The organism is Micromonospora sp. NPDC050417 (assembly GCF_044458865.1).
Lineage (GTDB): Bacteria > Actinomycetota > Actinomycetes > Mycobacteriales > Micromonosporaceae > Micromonospora_G.
Genome location: NZ_JBITIH010000007.1, coordinates 215,192 through 233,231, shown reverse-complemented (window position 1 = coordinate 233,231; position 18,040 = coordinate 215,192). Strand labels below are relative to the sequence as shown.

General features: G+C 70.8%; 14 protein-coding genes. 3 read left to right on the top strand and 11 right to left on the bottom strand.

The genetic code is table 11. From position 1 onward, the window contains the following. Nucleotides 1-6: 6 nt before the first annotated feature. The 5 genes from ACIBF5_RS12120 to frc form a co-directional block, all read right to left on the bottom strand. Complete coding sequence (locus tag ACIBF5_RS12120; RefSeq protein WP_396810774.1) at nucleotides 7-1,038, bottom strand: TerC family protein; 1,032 nt, start codon at nucleotides 1,036-1,038, stop codon at nucleotides 7-9. Beyond that, nucleotides 1,035-1,598 (bottom strand): hypothetical protein, encoded by a 564-nt coding sequence (locus ACIBF5_RS12115; RefSeq protein WP_396810773.1) that lies wholly within the window; start codon nucleotides 1,596-1,598, stop codon nucleotides 1,035-1,037. The genes ACIBF5_RS12120 and ACIBF5_RS12115 overlap by 4 nt, the downstream gene beginning before the upstream one ends. 16 nt (nucleotides 1,599-1,614) lie before the next feature. Continuing rightward, nucleotides 1,615-3,147, bottom strand: a complete 1,533-nt coding sequence (locus ACIBF5_RS12110) for an Nramp family divalent metal transporter (protein WP_396810771.1) — start codon at nucleotides 3,145-3,147, stop codon at nucleotides 1,615-1,617. A 146-nt stretch (nucleotides 3,148-3,293) separates the two neighbouring features. Further along, on the bottom strand, nucleotides 3,294-5,462 hold the full coding sequence (locus ACIBF5_RS12105) for an acetate--CoA ligase family protein (protein WP_396810769.1): 2,169 nt from the start codon (nucleotides 5,460-5,462) through the stop codon (nucleotides 3,294-3,296). Between the two features lie 67 nt (nucleotides 5,463-5,529). Next, nucleotides 5,530-6,759 (bottom strand): formyl-CoA transferase, encoded by a 1,230-nt coding sequence (frc, locus tag ACIBF5_RS12100; protein ID WP_396810767.1) that lies wholly within the window; start codon nucleotides 6,757-6,759, stop codon nucleotides 5,530-5,532. 328 nt (nucleotides 6,760-7,087) lie between these two features. On the opposite strand from frc, the gene sucC reads away from it, so the two are divergent. Together sucC and sucD are read left to right on the top strand one after the other, a co-directional pair. Continuing rightward, entirely contained in the window at nucleotides 7,088-8,266 is a 1,179-nt protein-coding gene (sucC, locus tag ACIBF5_RS12095) for an ADP-forming succinate--CoA ligase subunit beta (RefSeq protein WP_396810765.1), read from the top strand. A 5-nt stretch (nucleotides 8,267-8,271) separates the two neighbouring features. After that, nucleotides 8,272-9,159: a succinate--CoA ligase subunit alpha gene (gene sucD, locus ACIBF5_RS12090; protein ID WP_396810764.1), complete on the top strand. Its 888-nt coding sequence runs from the start codon at nucleotides 8,272-8,274 to the stop codon at nucleotides 9,157-9,159. Nucleotides 9,160-9,227: 68 nt separating this feature from the next. Here sucD and fdhD read toward each other — a convergent pair whose 3' ends face one another. Both fdhD and ACIBF5_RS12080 read right to left on the bottom strand, forming a co-directional pair. Beyond that, entirely contained in the window at nucleotides 9,228-10,085 is an 858-nt protein-coding gene (fdhD, locus tag ACIBF5_RS12085) for a formate dehydrogenase accessory sulfurtransferase FdhD (protein ID WP_396810762.1), read from the bottom strand. Between the two features lie 76 nt (nucleotides 10,086-10,161). Beyond that, the gene (locus ACIBF5_RS12080; RefSeq protein WP_396810760.1) at nucleotides 10,162-11,532 is read right to left on the bottom strand and encodes an MFS transporter; all 1,371 of its coding nucleotides are present in this window, start codon (nucleotides 11,530-11,532) and stop codon (nucleotides 10,162-10,164) included. 257 nt (nucleotides 11,533-11,789) lie between these two features. Here ACIBF5_RS12080 and ACIBF5_RS12075 point away from each other — a divergent pair, with 257 nt between their 5' ends. After that, nucleotides 11,790-13,109, top strand: coding sequence for a molybdopterin molybdotransferase MoeA (locus tag ACIBF5_RS12075; RefSeq protein ID WP_396810758.1), 1,320 nt, complete (start codon nucleotides 11,790-11,792; stop codon nucleotides 13,107-13,109). Between the two features lie 30 nt (nucleotides 13,110-13,139). Here the strand turns inward: ACIBF5_RS12075 and ACIBF5_RS12070 are convergent, their stop codons facing one another. From ACIBF5_RS12070 to ACIBF5_RS12055, 4 genes are all read right to left on the bottom strand, one after another. Beyond that, a complete protein-coding gene (locus tag ACIBF5_RS12070) occupies nucleotides 13,140-14,375 on the bottom strand; it encodes a pyruvate kinase (RefSeq protein WP_396810756.1) in 1,236 nt (411 codons plus the stop codon). Between the two features lie 11 nt (nucleotides 14,376-14,386). Beyond that, on the bottom strand, nucleotides 14,387-15,274 hold the full coding sequence (locus ACIBF5_RS12065; RefSeq protein ID WP_396810754.1) for a 2-hydroxy-3-oxopropionate reductase: 888 nt from the start codon (nucleotides 15,272-15,274) through the stop codon (nucleotides 14,387-14,389). Nucleotides 15,275-15,460: 186 nt separating this feature from the next. Further along, entirely contained in the window at nucleotides 15,461-15,841 is a 381-nt protein-coding gene (locus ACIBF5_RS12060) for a hypothetical protein (protein WP_396810752.1), read from the bottom strand. A gap of 47 nt (nucleotides 15,842-15,888) precedes the next feature. Further along, on the bottom strand, nucleotides 15,889-17,835 hold the full coding sequence (locus ACIBF5_RS12055; RefSeq protein ID WP_396810751.1) for a hypothetical protein: 1,947 nt from the start codon (nucleotides 17,833-17,835) through the stop codon (nucleotides 15,889-15,891). Between the last annotated feature and the right edge of the window lie 205 nt (nucleotides 17,836-18,040).

The window sequence follows — 18,040 nt, the reverse complement described above, 5'->3', positions numbered from 1 at the left end:
AACCACTCAGGACGCGTCGCGTTCCGCCATGGCGACCTCCGGCGTACGTGGCTGATCGTCCGTAGTACCGGTCGGGACGGCGGTGGGCTGGGGGGCCCGCTGTCCGTCCCGCCGGGTCTTCAGGAGGCTGGCGACGGTGGTGATCAGCAGGGTTCCGATGATGACCGCGAGCGAGGCCAGGATCGGCACCTCCGGGGCCCAACCGACACCGTCGTGGTGCAACGCCTCCAGCACGAGCTTGACGCCGATGAACGCCAGGATCAGCGCCAGGCCCTTGCTCAGGTAGACCAGGCGATCCAACAGGGCACCGATCAGGAAGTAGAGCTGCCGCAGACCCATCAACGCGAAGGTGTTCGCGGTGAAGACCAGGTACGGCTCCTGGGTCAGGCCGAAGATCGCCGGGATGGAGTCGAGCGCGAACAACAGGTCGGTGGTTCCGATGGCGACCATCACGATCAGCATCGGGGTCACCATCCGCCGACCGTCGATCCTGGTGAGCACCGACGCACCGTGGTAGCTCTCGGTCGTCGGGAGCACCCGCCGCACCGCCCGCAGTGCGACGTTCTCCGAGAACTCGTCCTCCTGCTGCGGCCCGACCAGCTTGATCGCTGTGTAGATCAGGAACGCGCCGAACAGGTAGAAGAGCCAGTCGAACCGGGTGATCGCCTGGGCGCCCGCGGCGATGAACACACCCCGGAGCAGGAGGGCGATCACGATGCCGATGAGCAGCACCTTCTGCCGGTACTTCACCGGCACGGCGAACCGACTCATGATGATGACGAAGACGAACAGGTTGTCGACGCTGAGCGAGTACTCGGTGAGCCAGCCCGCGAAGAACTGTCCGCCGTACGTCGCCCCCGCCGTCCCGGTGAGGATGAGGCCGAAGACGACCGCCGCCATGATGTAGAAACTCACCCACGCCACGCACTCCCGGAACGACGGGTCGCGGGGATTGCGGGCCACCAGGTAGAAGTCGATGGCGATCATCACGAGGAAGGCAGTGATCGTCACCGCCCACACCCAGCCGGGAAGATTCATGCCCTACCTCCGGTCCGGGGCCGGATCAGCCGACCCCACCCCTGCCCGGCGCCGCGGTTCCGCCGCCGGTTCTCCTTGGCCCGCCACTGTGCCTCGGCGTGCTGCAGGTAGAAGGCGTACAGGCGCTCGGCCGACGGATTGCCGCGCCGGATCCGCCGCAACCAGCCCGGCGCGAACCGCTCGTGCAGCCAACTGAACCCGATCGCGAACCCGAGACTCACCATCGCCTGGTAGGCGAGGAAGCCGATTACGTCTGGCGGGAGCGCCGGCTGGCCCACGATCAGCAGGCCGGCCAGCGCCTCGTGGACGAGTCTGGCCACCGGGAAGCCGATGAACCAGTAGAGCCCGGCTGGCGCGAAGACGCCGGGCGTGACGACTCCCATGCCGAGCAGCACGCTGAAGCCGGCCCCGAGCAACGCCAGCGGCAACCCGAGCGCCACGCTGGTCGCGACCGCCCAACCGATGGACTGCCCCACGATCAGTGCCAGTCCACCCGCCGCCAGTCCGGCGCCCGCGCCGATCAGGGCGCCAGGCACCGCGACCTGACCGAGATCTCTCATCCGCCTGGTAGTCATCTCAACCCACTACCACGCCGAACCGGACCAGGCTGTAGATGAGCATGCCCAGGTAGAACACCGCACCGAAGCCGATGACCGCGTTCGGCAGGATGCCCGGGCGGATGGGTTTGGGCAACATCCGGTTGTTCACCAGGAGCAGCACCACGCAGTAGGTGCCCATGGCGAAGGTGGACAGGAAGGCCAGCACGTCGAGGATCGCGCCCGGACCGTCGGCGGGGCCGAAGAGCAGGATCAGGATCCCGAAGGTGATGACTCCCCAGAGGAATCCGGCGTACAGCTTCGACATGCTGAACCGCTTCGCACCGCGTACGAAGTGGTAGGTCATGTCCGCCTGGCCGCGCGAGAAGGAGTCGAACAGGCCGAGCGTGGCGTTGAGACCGATCAGCGCGATGAAGCCGAGGAAGATGCCACGCAGGACCGGCGCGCCAGCCGAGGCGAAGGCGTCCGCCATCGCGGTGAGGGCGACCTCCCGGTCACCGTCGCGGATCAGGTCCGCGACGCCCGGACTCTCCCGGGCCGCGGTCTGGGCCAGCACGGTGAACGAGATGGTGACCAGCATCGTGATGCCCCAGAAGAGCAGGATGGCGTCGAAGGTCACCCACTTGCGCCAGCCCTTCCACTTACGCATCTCGGCCGGGTTCTCGGTGTCGAACATGAACCCGCGCGACGGCATCTCCTCCTGCTCTCCCGCGGAGCGCAGACCCCGGATCTTCGGGATGTGCGCGCCCATGCCGGCGCCGGAGTCACGCAGGTGCAGCGTGTACCACATCTGTTGCATACCGGACGGCCCGGCGAACGCGATCGCGCCGACGAGTACCGGGAACCAGGCGGCGGACATCGCCTCTTCGGGGAAATAGCCGAACTGGAACATGCCGCCGAGGGTCGAGGTGACGTCGCTCCACTGGCCGACCAGCGAGGCCGCCACCGAGGTGCCGACGACCAGCACGCCGATCAGGATGCCGAGCAGGCTCTCCAGCAGGGGGTAGATCACCGAGGCCAGACTGAACAGGATACCGACCGCAATCAGACCGATACACGCGGTGACGACCCAGGGCACGCCGCTCACCTCCTCGAAGGCGGCGGCGCCGGTGGAGAGGTGACCTGGCCAGATATAGACCAGGATCGCCACCCCGAAGAAGAACCACATCAGCGGTTTGAACACCCGGGCGGCGCCGAAGAAGATGCTCTCGCCGGTCGCCATCGCGTACCGGGCCATCTCCAGCATCACGAACGCCTGCAGCGTCACACCGATCAGGAACAGCCACCGGATCTCGGGTCCGAAGACCAGGACCAGACGGGGCCACATGTACGCCTCGCCCATGCCCACGCCGAGCGCGACGAGGAACACGGTGGGGCCGAGCAGATGGATCGAGGGCGGAGCGTCGGGCAGTTCGCGGATCGGCATCGGTTCGAGCTTGCCGGCCCGCCAGACGCGTTCCTCTCCCGCGACCTTGGTGGATGTGGTGGTGCTGGGTGGAGCGGTGGTTCCGCCCCCCTGAGGGTGGGGGGCGGGAGTGTTCGTAGCGTCCACGTTGGACCTCCTCGGGACCTAGTGGCTTGGGGGTCTGGGGGACGGAACCAGACCCCGACGTCATGTCGTGTTCGCCTCCTGGCCGCGGAGCGGTCGCTGTCGCAGGTTTCCCCTCGGCAAGACCGGTGTGCCGCGGGTGTGTCGGATCAACCGCCGGTGCTCGGGTCGGCCTCGACCAGGCCGGCGGCCCGGGCCCAGCGGTACTTCGCACCGAGGACGGCGACCGGCTTCTCCGTGGTGTACGGGTAGGCCACGATGCCGTGCCGGTACAGGTGCTCGCTGGCCTGCTCCACCTCCACGTCGCCGGCGAGCGAGGCGACGACGGGCTTGTGGATGCCCTTGGCCCGGAACTCCTCGACCACGTCGACCACCAGCTCGGCGAAGACCATCGGCGGGGTGACGATGGTGTGCCAGTAGCCGAGGATCAGCGCGTGGATGCGCGGGTCGGACAGGCCGAGCGCGATGGTGTTCCGGTAGGTCGACGGCGGTTCGCCGCCGGTGATGTCCACCGGGTTCCCGGCCGCGCCGAAGGGCGGGATGAACTTGCGGAACGCCTGGTCGAGGTCGGTCGGGATCTCCATCAGACTCAGGCCGTTGTCGACGCAGGCGTCGGAGAGCAGCACCCCGGATCCGCCCGCGCCGGTGATGATGACGACGTTCTCGCCCTGCGGGGCGGGCAGCAGCGGGATGCCGCGGGCGTACTCAAGCAGGTCGTTGAGGCCCGGGGCGCGGATGACGCCGCTCTGCCGCAGGATGTCGTCGTACACCTTGTCGTTGCCCGCCAGGGCACCGGTGTGCGAGCTGGCGGCCTTGGCGCCCTGGTCGGTGCGCCCGGCCTTGAGCACCAGCACCGGCTTGGTCTTCGAGACCCGCTTGGCGGTGTCGGCGAAGGCCCGGCCGTCCTTGAGGTCCTCCAGGTGCATGGCGATCAGCTGGGTGTTGTCGTCCTGCTCGAAGAAGGTGAGCAGGTCGTCCTCGTCGATGTCGGCCTTGTTGCCGACGCCGACGATGGACGAGACGCCCATCTGGGCGGAGCGACTGAAGCCGAGGATGGCCATGCCGATGCCGCCGCTCTGCGAGGAGAGGGCGACCCCACCCTTGACGTCGTACGGGGTGCAGAACGTCGCGGAGAGATTCTCCGGGGTGTAGTAGTAACCGTAGATGTTCGGGCCGAGGATCCGTACGCCGTGCCGGCGGGCGATCGCGACGACCTCGTCCTGGAGTTCGTGGTTGCCGGTCTCCCCGAAGCCGGACGGGATCAGGATGGCCCCGGCCACACCCTTGGCGCCGACCTCCTCCAGCGCCTGCGGCACGAACTTCGCCGGGATGGCGAAGACGGCGACGTCCACCGGCCCGGGTACGTCGCTGATGCTCCGGAAGGCCTTGCGGTCGAGGATCTCGTCGGCCTTCGGGTTGATCGGGTAGATCTCACCCTGGAAACCGCCGTTGACCAGGTTCTTCATCACCGAGTTACCGATCTTGCCGGCCTCGGCGGACGCGCCGATCACGGCGATCGCGGCGGGCTTCATGATCCGGTTCATGCTGGCGAGGATCTCCTCGTCGGTGAACCGTTCCGGCGTCTTCGCCGCCGCGTCGTCGACCAGGATCCGGACGTCGACCGCGGTCGCCCCGGCGGCGGTCGCCAGCACCGGGTTGAGGTCGACCTCGGCCAGTTCCGGGAAATCGGTGACCAGGTCGGACAGGCGCGTGATCAGACCGGCCAGCACCTCCCGGTTGGCCGGCTCCGCGCCCCGTACGCCGCGCAGGATCTCGGCCGAGGCGATCCCGTCGATCATCGACAGCGCGGTGTCGTGGTCGGTCGGGGCGAGCCGGAAGGTGACGTCCTTGAGCACCTCGACCAGCACGCCGCCGAGACCGAAGGCGACCACCTTGCCGAAGGTCTCGTCCGTGACGGTGCCGACGATCACCTCGTGGCCGGCGTTGAGCAGTTGCTGCACCTGGACCCCGACGACGCGGGCGTCGGCCTTGTACGCGTGCGCGTTGTCCAGGATGGTCTGGAAGCCGTCGGCCACCTCCGCCGGGGTCTTCAGGCCGACGAGCACGCCGCCGGCCTCGGTCTTGTGCAGGATGTCCGGGGAAACGATCTTCAGCACCACCGGCAGACCGATCTCGGTGGCCAGGGCCACCGCCTCGTCCGCACTGGTGGCAAGCCCCTCCTTGGGCGTCGCGACGCCGTACGCCTCAACCACCAGCCGACCCTCGGGGGCGGTCAGCGAGTCGCGGCCCTCGGCACGGACCTGGTCCAGGACCCGGCGTACCGCCTCGCGGTCGTAACTGGTTGCGATATCTGGCATTTCCTCGTCTCTCCTTCGGACCGTACGCTCCGCCGTTCGCGGCGGACGCCTGTGAACAGCGGGATGGTCAGATCACACCGGCGGCACGCAGGTCGGCGACCTGGCGCTCGTCGTAGCCGAGCTCGGCGAGAACCTGGGTGGTGTGCTCGCCGAGCAGGGGCGAACGCTCGATCTCGACGGTCGAGTCGGAGAGCTTGATCGGATTGCCGACGGTCTTGTAGGCACCCCGTTCGGGGTGCTCGACCTCGACCACGGAGCCCAGCGCGGCGAGGGTCTCGTCCTCGATCAGTTCCTTGGTCGAGAGGATCGGACCGCAGGGAATGTTGTGGGCGTTGAGCTTCTCCATGACCTCCCACTTGGTGTGCTTCTCGGTCCACTCCTCGATCAGGGCGAATGCCTTGTCGAGTTTGGCGAGACGCACCGCCGGGGTGTTCCAGGCCGGGTCGTCGGCGAGCTCGGGCTTGCCGATCAGCTCGGTGATCGGCTTCCAGCCCACCGGCTGGATGATCACATAGATGTAGTCGTTCGGCCCGCCCGGTGCGCAACGTACGGCCCAGCCGGGCTGTCCGCCGCCGGAGGCGTTGCCGGAGCGGGGCACCTCGTCGCCGAAGTGCTCGTTGGGGTACTCCCCCAGCGGTCCGTGCGCCAGTCGCTGCTGGTCGCGGAGCTTGACCCGGCAGAGGTTGAGCACCGCGTCCTGCATCGCCACCTGGACCCGCTGGCCACGGCCGCTGTTGGTGCGCTGGTAGAGCGCGGCCAGGATGCCGGCGACGAGGTGGATGCCGGTGCCGGAGTCGCCGATCTGCGCGCCCGTGGCGGTCGGCGGTCCGCCCTCGAAGCCGGTGGTGCTCATCGAGCCGGCCATCGCCTGGGCAATCACCTCGTACGCCTTGAAGTTGGCGTACCGCCCGGGACCGAAGCCCTTGATGGAGGCGTACACGAGGCGGGGGTTGATTTCCTGGAGCCGTTCCCACGGGAAGCCGAAGCGCTCCACCACGCCCGGCCCGAAGTTCTCGACCAGGATGTCCACGCCGGCGACCAGGGAGGTGAAGATCTCCTTGCCCTGATCGCTCTTCATGTTCAGGGTGATGCTCCGCTTGTTGGAGTTGAGCATCGTGAAGTAGAGACTGTCCACGTCGGGCAGATCCCGGAGCTGGCCCCGGGTGATGTCACCGGAACCGGGCGCCTCCAGCTTGATGACATCGGCGCCGAGCCAGGCCAGGATCTGCGTGGACGAGGGACCCGACTGGACGTGTGTCATGTCGAGGACGCGGATGCCCTCCAGTGCCTTACCCATGAGCCGACCTCCTGTACGTGACACGCCACGTGTTGCTGATCAGGGGATTCAGACCCGAGGTGCGCTCCTCGCGGGCGGGGCTTGACGGTGGAGTCATCAGCACCCTCCGCATCCTCGGGGATTGCATACCGTATGGGGTAGGCAATATCGTGGCCCATGTAACAGCGGGGTGTCTAGGGGGTAGCAAAACGAATTCCTGCGAACCCCCCCGCGGGCCGGCCTCACCTGCGCAACGCCGGGAACCCACGCCCGCTTCGCCAGTCGGCGCCCATCCGTCCCGAGTCCGGGCGCGGCTTACCACGAAGGTCGAAAGAGAGGAAGGCCCTCAGTGGACCTGTTGGAGCACCAGGCACAGGATCTCTTCGCCAAACACGGCGTGCCTGTGGGTAGGTACCGCGTCGCCAGCACCGCTGAACAGGCCCGGGAGGCCGCCACCGAGATCGGCGGCCGGGTCGTGGTCAAGGCCCAGGTGAAGACCGGAGGCCGGGGCAAGGCCGGCGGCGTCAAGCTCGCCGACGACCCGGATTCGGCGTACGGCCGGGCGAGCGCGATCCTCGGCATGGACATCAAGGGCCACACCGTCGGCCGGGTCCTGGTCACCGAGGCCAGCGACATCGCCGACGAGTACTACGTCTCGCTCCTGCTCGACCGCTCCAACCGCTCCTTCCTCGCCATGGTCTCCCGTCAGGGCGGGATGGACATCGAGCAGGTGGCGGCCGAGAACCCCGGCGCGCTGATCCGACTGCCGGTCGACCCGGCCGAGGGGCTGACCCCCGCCACCGCCGCCCGGCTCTGCGTCGACGCGCAACTCCCGCCCGAGGTCCACGACGGCGTGAGCGACGTACTGGTCCGGCTCTGGACCGTCTTCCGCGAGGAGGACGCGACCCTGGTGGAGATCAACCCGTTGGCGAAGCTGGCCGACGGGTCGATCCGCGCTCTCGACGGCAAGGTCACCGTCGACGACAACGCCCGGTTCCGCCAGAGCGGACACGCCGAGTTCGTCGACACCGCCGCGGCCGACCCGCTCGAGGCACTGGCTGCCGCCAAGCACCTCAACTACGTCAAGCTCGACGGCGAGGTCGGCGTCATCGGCAACGGAGCCGGCCTGGTGATGAGCACCCTCGACGTGGTCGCGTACGCCGGCGAGGAGTTCGGCGGGGTGAAACCGGCCAACTTCCTCGACATCGGCGGTGGCGCCTCGGCCGAGGTGATGGCGAACGGCCTGGAAATCATCCTCGGCGACCCGGCGGTGCGCAGCGTCCTCGTCAACGTCTTCGGCGGCATCACCGCCTGCGACGCGGTCGCCAACGGCATCGTGCAGGCGATCGAACTGCTCACCTCCGGCGGCGCCGAGATCACCAAACCGCTGGTGGTCCGACTGGACGGCAACAACGCCGAAGAGGGCCGTCGGATCCTCAGCGCCGCCGCGCTGGACTGCGTACGGACCGTGGACACGATGGACGGCGCGGCCCGCCTCGCCGCCGAACTCGCCGCGAAGGGGGCATGACCGAGATGGCTATCTTCTTGACCGACTCCAGCAGGGTGCTCGTCCAGGGCATCACCGGCTCCGAGGGCACCAAACACACCCGGCGGATGGTCGCCGCCGGCACGAACATCGTCGCCGGGGTCACCCCGGGCAAGGGCGGCCAGCAGGTCGACGGCATCCCGGTCTTCAATTCCACGGCCGAGGCCGTCGCCGCGACCGGTGCCGACACGTCGGTCGTCTTCGTACCGCCACGGTTCGCCAAGGCGGCGGTGACCGAGGCGATCGACGCGCACCTGAGCCTGGTGGTCGTGCTCACCGAGGGCATCCCGGTACACGACACCGCCGCGTTCTGGGCGTACGCCCGCGCGACCGGCAACCGGACCCGGATCATCGGACCCAACTGCCCCGGGTTGATCAGCCCCGGACAGTCCAACGCCGGAATCATCCCGCCCGACATCACCGGCCCGGGCCGGATCGGCCTGGTGAGCAAGAGCGGCACGCTGACCTACCAGCTCATGCACGAGCTGCGCGACTTCGGCTTCTCCACCTGCGTCGGCATCGGCGGCGACCCGATCGTCGGGACCACCCACATCGACTGCCTGCAGGCATTCGAGGACGACCCGGAGACCGACGCGATCGTGATGATCGGCGAGATCGGCGGAGACGCGGAGGAACGGGCCGCGGAGTACATCGCCGCCAACATCACCAAGCCGGTGGTCGGCTACGTCGCCGGCTTCACCGCCCCCGAGGGCAAGACCATGGGACACGCCGGAGCGATCGTCTCCGGCTCGTCCGGCACCGCCGCCGCCAAACAGGCGGCATTGGAGGCGGTCGGCGTACGCGTGGGCAGGACACCGTCCGAAACCGCCCGGCTGATGCGCGAGACCCTGCTGTCGCGGATGGCCACCCGGTAACCGACACGACGATCCGGCCTCCCCCGCCATCAGGAGGGGGAGGCCGGATGGCTGACGTCGTACCGGACTCAGGAGCGCGTGGAGGCGGCCGGTGCCCGCTCGGCGAGCCCCAGCCGGTGCGCGCCGGTGTAGACGTTCATCGACGCGCCACGGAGGAATCCGACCAGGGTGAGGCCGTTGTCCTCGGCCAGGTCGACGGCGAGCGAGGAAGGTGCGGAGACCGCGGCGAGCGCCGGTACGCCGGCCATCACCGCCTTCTGCACCAGCTCGAACGAGGCCCGGCCACTGACCAGCAGCACGGTGCCGCGCAGCGGCACTCGACCGGAGCGCAACGCCCAGCCCACCACCTTGTCGACGGCGTTGTGCCGACCGACGTCCTCGCGCAGGCAGAGCAGTTCGCCGGCCGCGTTGAACAGCCCGGCCGCGTGCAGACCGCCGGTACGGTCGAAGACCCGCTGGGCGGCACGGAGCCGGTCGGGCAGTGCCGCGATCAGGTCCGGTTCGACGCGGAGCGGGTCCTGCGCGACCGACCAGGCCGCGGTGGTGCGTACGGCGTCGAGACTGGCCTTGCCGCAGAGCCCGCAGGACGAGGTGGTGTAGAAGTTGCGCTCCAGTGACGGGTCGGGCGCCGGCACACCGGCGGCGAGCACCACGTCGACCACGTTGTAGGTGTTGCCACCGTCGTCGGTCGCCCCGGCGCAGTAGCGGATGCCCGCCACGTGCTCGCCGCGCTGCACCACGCCCTCGCTCACCAGGAAACCCGCCGCCAGGTCGAAGTCGTCGCCGGGCGTACGCATGGTGATGGTGAGCGCGCGCCCGTTGACCCGGATCTCCAACGGTTCCTCGGCCACCAGGGTGTCCACCGGTTCGGTGACCGTCCCGTCGACCACCCGTACCACCCGACGCCGGCTTGTCACGCGTCCCATCCGCCACCACCCATCAGTAGATCCGGTTCCGGTCCGTGTCCCGGCCGTGGCCGGTCCGCCCCGGTGACCGGGACGGTCACAGCTCGTCGGGACGCAGCCGGGGCAGGACCGACAGGGTCGGCCGGCCCGGTTGGCGCATCCCGCTCGTCAACAGTGCACCGAACAGGCCGAGACAGCCAGCCGCGACGAAGGCCGCGATCGCGCCGGGTGTACCGGTCACCAGCCCGGCCAGCCCGATGCCGGCCAGTCCGCCGACCACCTTGCCGGAGTAGACGATGCCGTAGTTGAACAGGGTGGCCTCGCCACCGAACCAGTCCCGCACCAGGCTGACCAACAGAGAGTATCCGGCTCCGGTGCCAGCGCCGGCGAGTCCGGCGAACGCCACCACCGCCAGCACCTGCTCGGCCTGTACGGCGGCGAGCAGGCCGAACTGGGCGACCCCGCCGACCGCCAGGGCGAGTCCGAGGGTCCGACGCCGACCGAGCCGGTCGGAGAGCGAGCTGGTCACCGCCCGGCCGATGCCGGTGGCGACGGCCAGTACGCCGATCGAGGCGACGACGAGCGACGGCTGCCCGGCCCGGTGGTCGGCGAACCCGACCAGGTACGCGATGTCGAACAGGGCCATCGCGGCGGTCAGTACGACGAGGAAGAACATCAGCGGCAGCATGCCGCTGCGTACCGCCGCCCGGGGCGAGTAGGGGCGCAGGGCCGGCATGTTGTTCGGGATGCTGCGGTTGAGCCGGCGGTCGACGGCCCACCGCTGCGGGTCGATCTGCGCCGGCCACCAGTGCCGGGGCGGTTTGCGCAGCAGCAGACCGCTGACCGCGATCACGACGAAGACCGCGACCGCGGTGCTGTCCAGCACCACCGGAAGGTTCTCGATCCCCAGCGCGTACGCGGCGACCACGACGAACGGGACGGCACCGTAGCCGAACGCCCCGCTGACCACGCCCACCATCGTGGCGGTGCGCTCGGGGAACCACTCGGTCACGGTGGCGATGCAGGTCATGTAGACCAGTCCGGCACCGATGCCACCGAGGACCGAGTAGCCGACCAGCACCGTGGCGAGGTCCCGGCTGTGTCCGAGGGTGATCAGTGCGACCAGGCTCAGCGACGCGGCTGCGAGCATCGGTACGACGAGCCGTACCCGTGCCCGGCGGTAGAGCCAGACCGCCGGCAGGGCGGTGCCCGCCTGGCAGACGATCCAGACGGCGAGCACGGTGAACGCCTCCCAGAGGGTCCAGCCGTTGGCGCGGGTGAGCGCCGGGATCGCGGCGCCGAAGCCGTACTGGAACAGGCTGATCGCCAGCATCGAGGCCCAGCAGAGCCGGAGCATCCAGATCCGGGATCGTCCCGTGAGGTCGAAGTCGGTCTCCCCGACGCGGTACCGACGCCCGTAGACGTCACGCACCTCGCGCACGGGTAGGGCATTGCTGGAGTCCGGCATCCTGGCACCTCCACCTGTCGCCGTGCGGCGGGCGTGGTGGTCAACCCGCCGGCGGCCATTGTATACAGTATGTTACGTGCACTAGTGTCTACCAGGGATGCGCGGCTGTCCAGGATCAATCGATACCCACCCCTCGGGTCGGGCACGATGGAGGTGCCGGCGCGACCGACCGGAAGACGACGAGGAGCGCTGATGAGCCAGTTGCAGGAGGGGACCCACCGGGTCCCGGACGGTGGACCGGCGCGGGGCGGCCGGTCGTGAACGCGACCAGTTGGCCCGAGGCGCGACGGATCGCCCGCTCCGCCGGCCGCCCACTGGACCCGATCGACGTCACCCTGCCCGAGGCGCTCGGCGCCACGCTGGCCGTACCACTGACGGCGCTCTCGCCCCTGCCGGCGTACGACGCCGCCGCGATGGACGGGTACGCGGTCTCGGGACCCGGACCGTGGCAGGTGACCGGTCGGGTTCTCGCCGGCGACGCCCGCCCGGTCGAACCACTGCTCCCCGGTACGGCGGTGGAGATCGCCACCGGCGCCCTGGTACCCGCCGGGGTCGATGCGGTGCTGCCGTACGAGCGTGCCCGGTTCCGGTCCGACCGGGTGCACGGCGAGATCGAAACCGGTCGGCACATCCGGCGACGCGGCGACGACTGCCCGCTCGGCGAGGAGGTGCTACCCACCGGCACCCTCGTCACGCCCACCCTGCTCGGCCTCGCCGCGAGCCTCGGCCACGACCGGCTGACCGTACACCTGCGCCCCCGGGTGGGGGTGGTGGTCACCGGGGCGGAACTGCTCTCCCACGGCCTGCCCACACCGGGACGGGTCCGGGACGCGATCAGCCCGATGCTGCCCGGCCTGGTCGACTCGGCCGGCGGCACGATCGCCTGGACCACCCGGGTGACCGACGACAAGACCGCCCTGGTCGAGGCGATGTCCCGACCCGACGCCGAGGTCGTCGTGGTCTGCGGCGCGACCTCGGTCGGTGCCGCCGACCACCTGCGGGGCGCGCTGGAGGCGTTGGCGGCACAGGTGCGGGTGCACGGGGTGGCGTGCCGGCCCGGTCACCCGCAACTACTCGCCACGCTGCCCGACGGCCGCTGCGTCGTCGGGCTGCCCGGCAACCCGTACGCCGCACTGGTCGCCGCGCTCACCCTGCTCACGCCGCTACTCGGTCGGCTCGCCGGGCGGACGGAACGGCGACCGGTGACGGCCCGGCTGGTCGGCCCGGTCAAGGTCCTCGACCGGGACACCCGGCTGGTGCCGGTGGCCCGCGAGGGTTCGGTCGTGGTACCGGTCGGTCACGACCGCCCCGGCCTGCTCTGGGGCGCGGCCGAGGCGAACGCGCTCGCGGTCGTGCCGCCCGGGTGGCAGGGCGCCGAGGTCGAACTGCTCGCGCTCCCCGACGCGGACGCCGCCGCGGCGGTCGTGGTGCGCCCGCCCGCCTCCGGGACGTCGGTCGACCCCGAACCGACCCCGCCCGAGGCCGCTGCTCCTACCGGCGCGGGTGGGCCGCCCGGTGGCGTGCTGCGCCTGCCGGAGCGGGCGCCGCTCGCCGTGGCGACCTCCCACGAAAGCTGAGGGCCGCCACGGTCGCGTCGGCAACGGGCGTCAGGAGACGGGTTCGGGACGGGGAGCCGCCTGCCGAGCCAGTCGCACCGCCGCGTGGACCGGCGGCCGGGCCATCACCTGGTCGCCGAGCCGCAGCAGGCGCATCGTGTTCGTCGAGCCGGGCAGTCCGGGCGGACTCCCGGCCACGATCAGGACCAGGTCACCGATCTGGAAGCGGCCCAGCGAGAGCAGCACGTCCTGCACCTGGTGCACCATCTCGTCGGTGTGCACGACAACCGGCACGGTGTACGTCTCCACCCCCCAGGTCAGCGCGAGCCGGGCGGGTACGGCCCGGTCCGGGGTGAACGCGAGCAGCGGCGCCGTGGGCTGGTGCCGCGCCAACTGTCGCGCGGTCGCCCCCGACCGGGTGAAACAGCAGATCGCGCTGACGGTCAGCGACTGGGCCACCTCGGCGGCGGCCGCGGAGATGGCGTCCACGTTGCCGGCCGACCCGGTTGACGGCCCACCCTCACCAGCATGGGCGTTCCCCTCGGCCGCCTCGATGATCCGGGCCAGCGTCCGCACCGCCGGCACCGGGAACGCCCCGACGCTGGTCTCGGCGGCGAGTAGTAACGCGTCCGCACCGTCCAGCACCGCGTTCGCCACGTCGGATGCCTCGGCTCGGGTGGGCCGGGACTGCTCGACCATCGAGTCGAGTAGCTGCGCGGCCACGACCACCGGCTTCGCCAGTTCCCGACAGCGTCGGACGGCCTGCTTCTGGGCCAGGGGTATCTCATCCAGCGGCAACTCGACCCCGAGGTCGTCGCGGGCCACCACCAGCCCGTCGAAGGCGGCGACGATGGCGTCGAGGTGCCGTACCGCGGCCGGGGTCTCCAGCTTCGCCAGGACCGGCCGCCACACACCCAGCTCTTCCATCACCTCGTGGGCGACCGCGACGTCCTCCGGCGAACTGACGAACGAGAGCGCCACCAGGTCGACCCCGAGACCGAGGGCGAACCGTAGGTCGGCGGCGCGTTGCTCGGCCAACGCGGCACCGGTCGCGCGCTGTCCGAACCGGATCTGGGGACCACGCAGGTCGGCGAGGACGCCGACGGTGCGACCGGCGCGCGCGGCGACCTCGCGTACCAGGTGGTAGGTCGCGGCGTGCTCGACCCGGGTGCCGTGGCCCAGGTCGAGCCGGGCCACGTCCATCCCGGCCTCGACCAGTTCCCGCAACCGGTCCGCGGTGGCGGTCGCGGGTCCGAGGGTGCAGACGATCTTCGCGCGGCGGGCCATCGGAGGCGGCCTCAGCCCGAGGCGCGACCGGAGAGCTGCTCGACCAGCTTGAGCAGCGCCGAGTGGTCCAGTTCCCCGTGCCCCTGCGCCTTCAGCGCCGCGATGAGCTGGGCGACCGCCGCGCCGAGCGGGATCACGACTCCCGCCTCGCGGGCAGCCGAGGTGACGATGCCCATGTCCTTGTGGTGCAGGTCGATGCGGAACCCGGGCCGGAACTCCCGGGCCAGCATGCCGGCCGCCTTCCGGTCGAGAATCCGGTTGCCGGCGAGGCCACCGGCGAGCACCCGGACCGCGGCCTCGGTGTCCACCCCGTACGCCTCCAGGAAGACGATCGCCTCGGCGACGAGTTCGATCGTCCCGGCGACGATCAACTGGTTCGCGGCCTTGACGGTCTGCCCGGAGCCGTGCGGGCCGACGTGCACGATGGTCGCCCCGACCACCTCCAGCAGCGGACGGGCGGCCTCGAAGTCGGCCGCGTCACCACCGACCATGATGGAGAGCGTGCCCTCGATGGCACCCTGCTCCCCACCGCTGACCGGTGCGTCGAGGACCCGTACGCCGTAGGGTTTCGCGGCCTCGGCCACCCCCTGGGCGGTCTGCGGCGAGATGCTGCTCATGTCGACGTAGAGCTGGCCGGGGCGAGCCGTGGCGAGAATTCCGCCCTCGCCGAGGGCGACCGCCTCGACGTCCGGCGAGTCGGGGACCATCGTGATGACCACGTCGGACTCCTGGACGACCTCGGTGATGCCGGTGGCGGCGCGTCCACCCCCGGCGGCCAGCGCCTCGGTCCGGGCCGGGCTGTAGTCGTAACCGATCACGTCGAAGCCGGCCTTGACCAGGTTTCCGGCCATCGGGCCGCCCATGATGCCGAGGCCGATGAAACCCACGCGTGTCGTCATATCAGCGATCTCCTCACGTAGCTCCAGGTCTCACTGCCGGGCGCGGTGGGGCGGTAGGTCGGGCCGCCGCCCGCCTACCGCCCGGCGGGGGACACCGCGGTCACCCCCTAGGATTCTGTATGCAGTATGGAAGCCCGTCAAGGCGCTGTGGTCCCGGCGCCGAGGCGCCCGATTCCTACCGCACGGTCAGACGAGCGCGCCCACCGGCGCGACGACGGCCTCGTCCACGGGACACACCCACACGGCGGCGGCGCCGCGCACGGTCGCGACCAGCGGGTGGCTGTCGGGATGACGCGGGCAGACGGGCCAGTTCGTCGGCGCCCGCCGCCACAACTCCTCGATCACCCACTCCTGCACCTGGTCGGCGACGTGTGCGACGCGATCGGGTGCCGACTGCGCAACGATGACGCTCACACCCGCACCGCTGCCGTCCCGGCTCCACAACATCGCCGACTCAGTCCCCGGGTCATCGGCCCAGTCCTCGTCCCGGATGTCGGGCACGGGTGCGCCGGACACACCGATGTCCCGCAACACCGGCTCCAGCGCCTGCCGCAACACCTCACCCATGGTGACGATTCTCCGTGCCCGAGAGGCACGGGGCCACGAAATTCGATCTACTGTCCGCCCCGGTCCCCGCCGGGGGACGTACGACGCCCGGACGCGTCCGCCCGCCAGGTCCGGACGTACTTGGCCGCGGTGGTGCGCTCGGCCGGCGTGAGTCGGAGTTCCCGCACCGCGAGGTCGGTGAGGGAGGAGTTGTCCTGCTCGTCGCCGGTGGAGACCATGGCGTCGAGCAGAGCGTGCACCCGGGACCGCAGCGAGCCCTCCCCCGGGGCCGGGACCGAGGCGACTCCCCGGGCCGCACGTACCGGCTCGGCCGCCGGCATCGCGGCGACCTGGGCGGGCGCGAGCGTACGCGTCGCCGCCGCGGCGACCAGGTCCGGCAGCGGACGCTCGGTGATGGGCACCACCGGCACCGGCCCGCCCGGCGCGACGGTCTCCGACTCGACCGCCGGCGCCGGTTCGGGCTCTTCGGCCACGTCCGACCCGGCATCCACCCCGGTCGACACCGGTCGTGCGGGCGCCGGCTCCCGTTCCGGGCTGGTCCGTGTGGGACGCCGCTGGCTCGTCGAGAAGATGGCACTCACCTCGGCCGTCAAGGCGTCCCAACGGGGCCGTACCGGCTCCGGACGCTCGACGGAATCACCCCGCGCGCTCCCGTCCGGCTCGGAGTCGTCCACGCTCTCGACCGCCCGGTCCGCCTGTCCGTTCGTCCGGTCAGCCACCCGGTGGGTACGCCCGTTCGCCCGGTCCCCGCGCCCGTTCCCCCTGCTCACCCGCGCGGTCGCCCGCTCCTCCGACTCGACACGCACGGCCGACGAGCCCGGCTGACCGGCCGCCACGGCCGGCGCAACCGTCCGCTGCGCCGCCACGTCCGAGGAATCCGACCGTGCGTTCGCCGCCGCCGGTGGGGCCAGCGCGTCCGGTACGGCCGGGGTCTCGGCCGACACCGGCAGCGGGTCGGGGTGTGTGAGTGCGGGCGCGAGCGAACCACGTATAGCGCCGGCCATGGAGCGGTGTTCCGGGTGGAGCCCGGACGGGTCCGGCGCCGAGAGGGCATCGCTGAGCAGGCGCCCGGCCGAGGCGATCTCGACCGCGTCGGGTGTCGCCCGCCGACGGCGCCACCAGCGGCGGCGGGCCGCCGGCAGGTTGCCGGCCAGCACCCGCGCGGGCGAGAGGTCGGCGGCGATCAGCGCGGTCAGCCCGTCATAGTCGGCGCGCTCGGCCAGCCGCCGGGCGATCTCGTCGAGGTCGTACACCGCGACCGCGATGTCCGCCGTGGTCCCGTCGAGCGCACGTCTGATCTTGCGCCGGAGGACCTTGGCGAGCGCCGCCTGCCGCCGCTCGGTGCGTACCTGGGTGCGGGCCGCCTCCAGCGAACCGTAGAGACCGAGCGCGGGTGCCGCCTTGGCCAGGGTACGGGCCCGCCGGGTCAGCAACGGATGCCTCAGCCAGTGACCGGCGACCTCGTACGCGGGCGGGGTGGGCGGCAACTGCCGCTTGGCCCGCAACCGGTCACGGCGCTTGTTCTCCGTGTTCATCAGCCACACCAGGTAGCCCAGCAGCGACATGCCGCCGTAGAAGCCGCCCTCAAGGTGGTTGGAGTGGGCCAACCAGTTGAAGGCCACCGCGCCACCCGCGATGCCCGCTGACAGCAGCCGGGAGAGTGTCGCGTGTTCACCGAGCCGGCGCCGGACGTCCGCGTTCGCCAGCACCACCATGCCGCCGAGTTCGAGTGCGCCGACCGCCGGCAGCGCGACGTACCAGGGCATGTCCAACGCCTCCATGGCGCCGGACACCTGGCCACCGAGCGCGATCAGCAGCACCACCACGTAGAACGCGGTCCGCATCCGGGTGGTGGAGCGGACCGCGGCGGCCAGGTCGGCGTCCTCCTCCGGCTGCGCCGCGCCCGCCACCGACTGCCCCGAGTCGCGAACCCTCCCGTCGGGCAGCCCGCGCGCCGGATCATCGCGCCGGTACGGGTCCTGGGCTCCAGACATCGGGTCGCGTGTCCTTTCGTCGGGGCCGACCGCGGCTGGCCCGACGATCGTCGGAGCCGGGTGGCGCACCGGTCCGCCTCGGCACGACGTCAGGCGCGGCATCCGCGCCGAACCACCCGAAACGCCCCCACAAGATAGCCCCCGGACATGTCCTCGATCGACGCGGTCGGGGCATCACCGGAAGCCGGGGCGGCAGCGCGACGAA

Excerpts from the sequence above, each read along its gene's own strand:
- ACIBF5_RS12120 (WP_396810774.1), bottom strand. The coding sequence starts at position 1,038 with ATGAATCTTCCCGGCTGGGTGTGGGCGGTGACGATCACTGCCTTCCTC.
- ACIBF5_RS12115 (WP_396810773.1), bottom strand. The coding sequence starts at position 1,598 with ATGAGAGATCTCGGTCAGGTCGCGGTGCCTGGCGCCCTGATCGGCGCG.
- ACIBF5_RS12105 (WP_396810769.1), bottom strand. The coding sequence starts at position 5,462 with ATGCCAGATATCGCAACCAGTTACGACCGCGAGGCGGTACGCCGGGTC.
- frc (WP_396810767.1), bottom strand. The coding sequence starts at position 6,759 with ATGGGTAAGGCACTGGAGGGCATCCGCGTCCTCGACATGACACACGTC.
- sucD (WP_396810764.1), top strand. The coding sequence starts at position 8,272 with ATGGCTATCTTCTTGACCGACTCCAGCAGGGTGCTCGTCCAGGGCATC.
- fdhD (WP_396810762.1), bottom strand. The coding sequence starts at position 10,085 with ATGGGACGCGTGACAAGCCGGCGTCGGGTGGTACGGGTGGTCGACGGG.
- ACIBF5_RS12080 (WP_396810760.1), bottom strand. The coding sequence starts at position 11,532 with ATGCCGGACTCCAGCAATGCCCTACCCGTGCGCGAGGTGCGTGACGTC.
- ACIBF5_RS12070 (WP_396810756.1), bottom strand. The coding sequence starts at position 14,375 with ATGGCCCGCCGCGCGAAGATCGTCTGCACCCTCGGACCCGCGACCGCC.
- ACIBF5_RS12065 (WP_396810754.1), bottom strand. The coding sequence starts at position 15,274 with ATGACGACACGCGTGGGTTTCATCGGCCTCGGCATCATGGGCGGCCCG.
- ACIBF5_RS12060 (WP_396810752.1), bottom strand. The coding sequence starts at position 15,841 with ATGGGTGAGGTGTTGCGGCAGGCGCTGGAGCCGGTGTTGCGGGACATC.
- ACIBF5_RS12055 (WP_396810751.1), bottom strand. The coding sequence starts at position 17,835 with ATGTCTGGAGCCCAGGACCCGTACCGGCGCGATGATCCGGCGCGCGGG.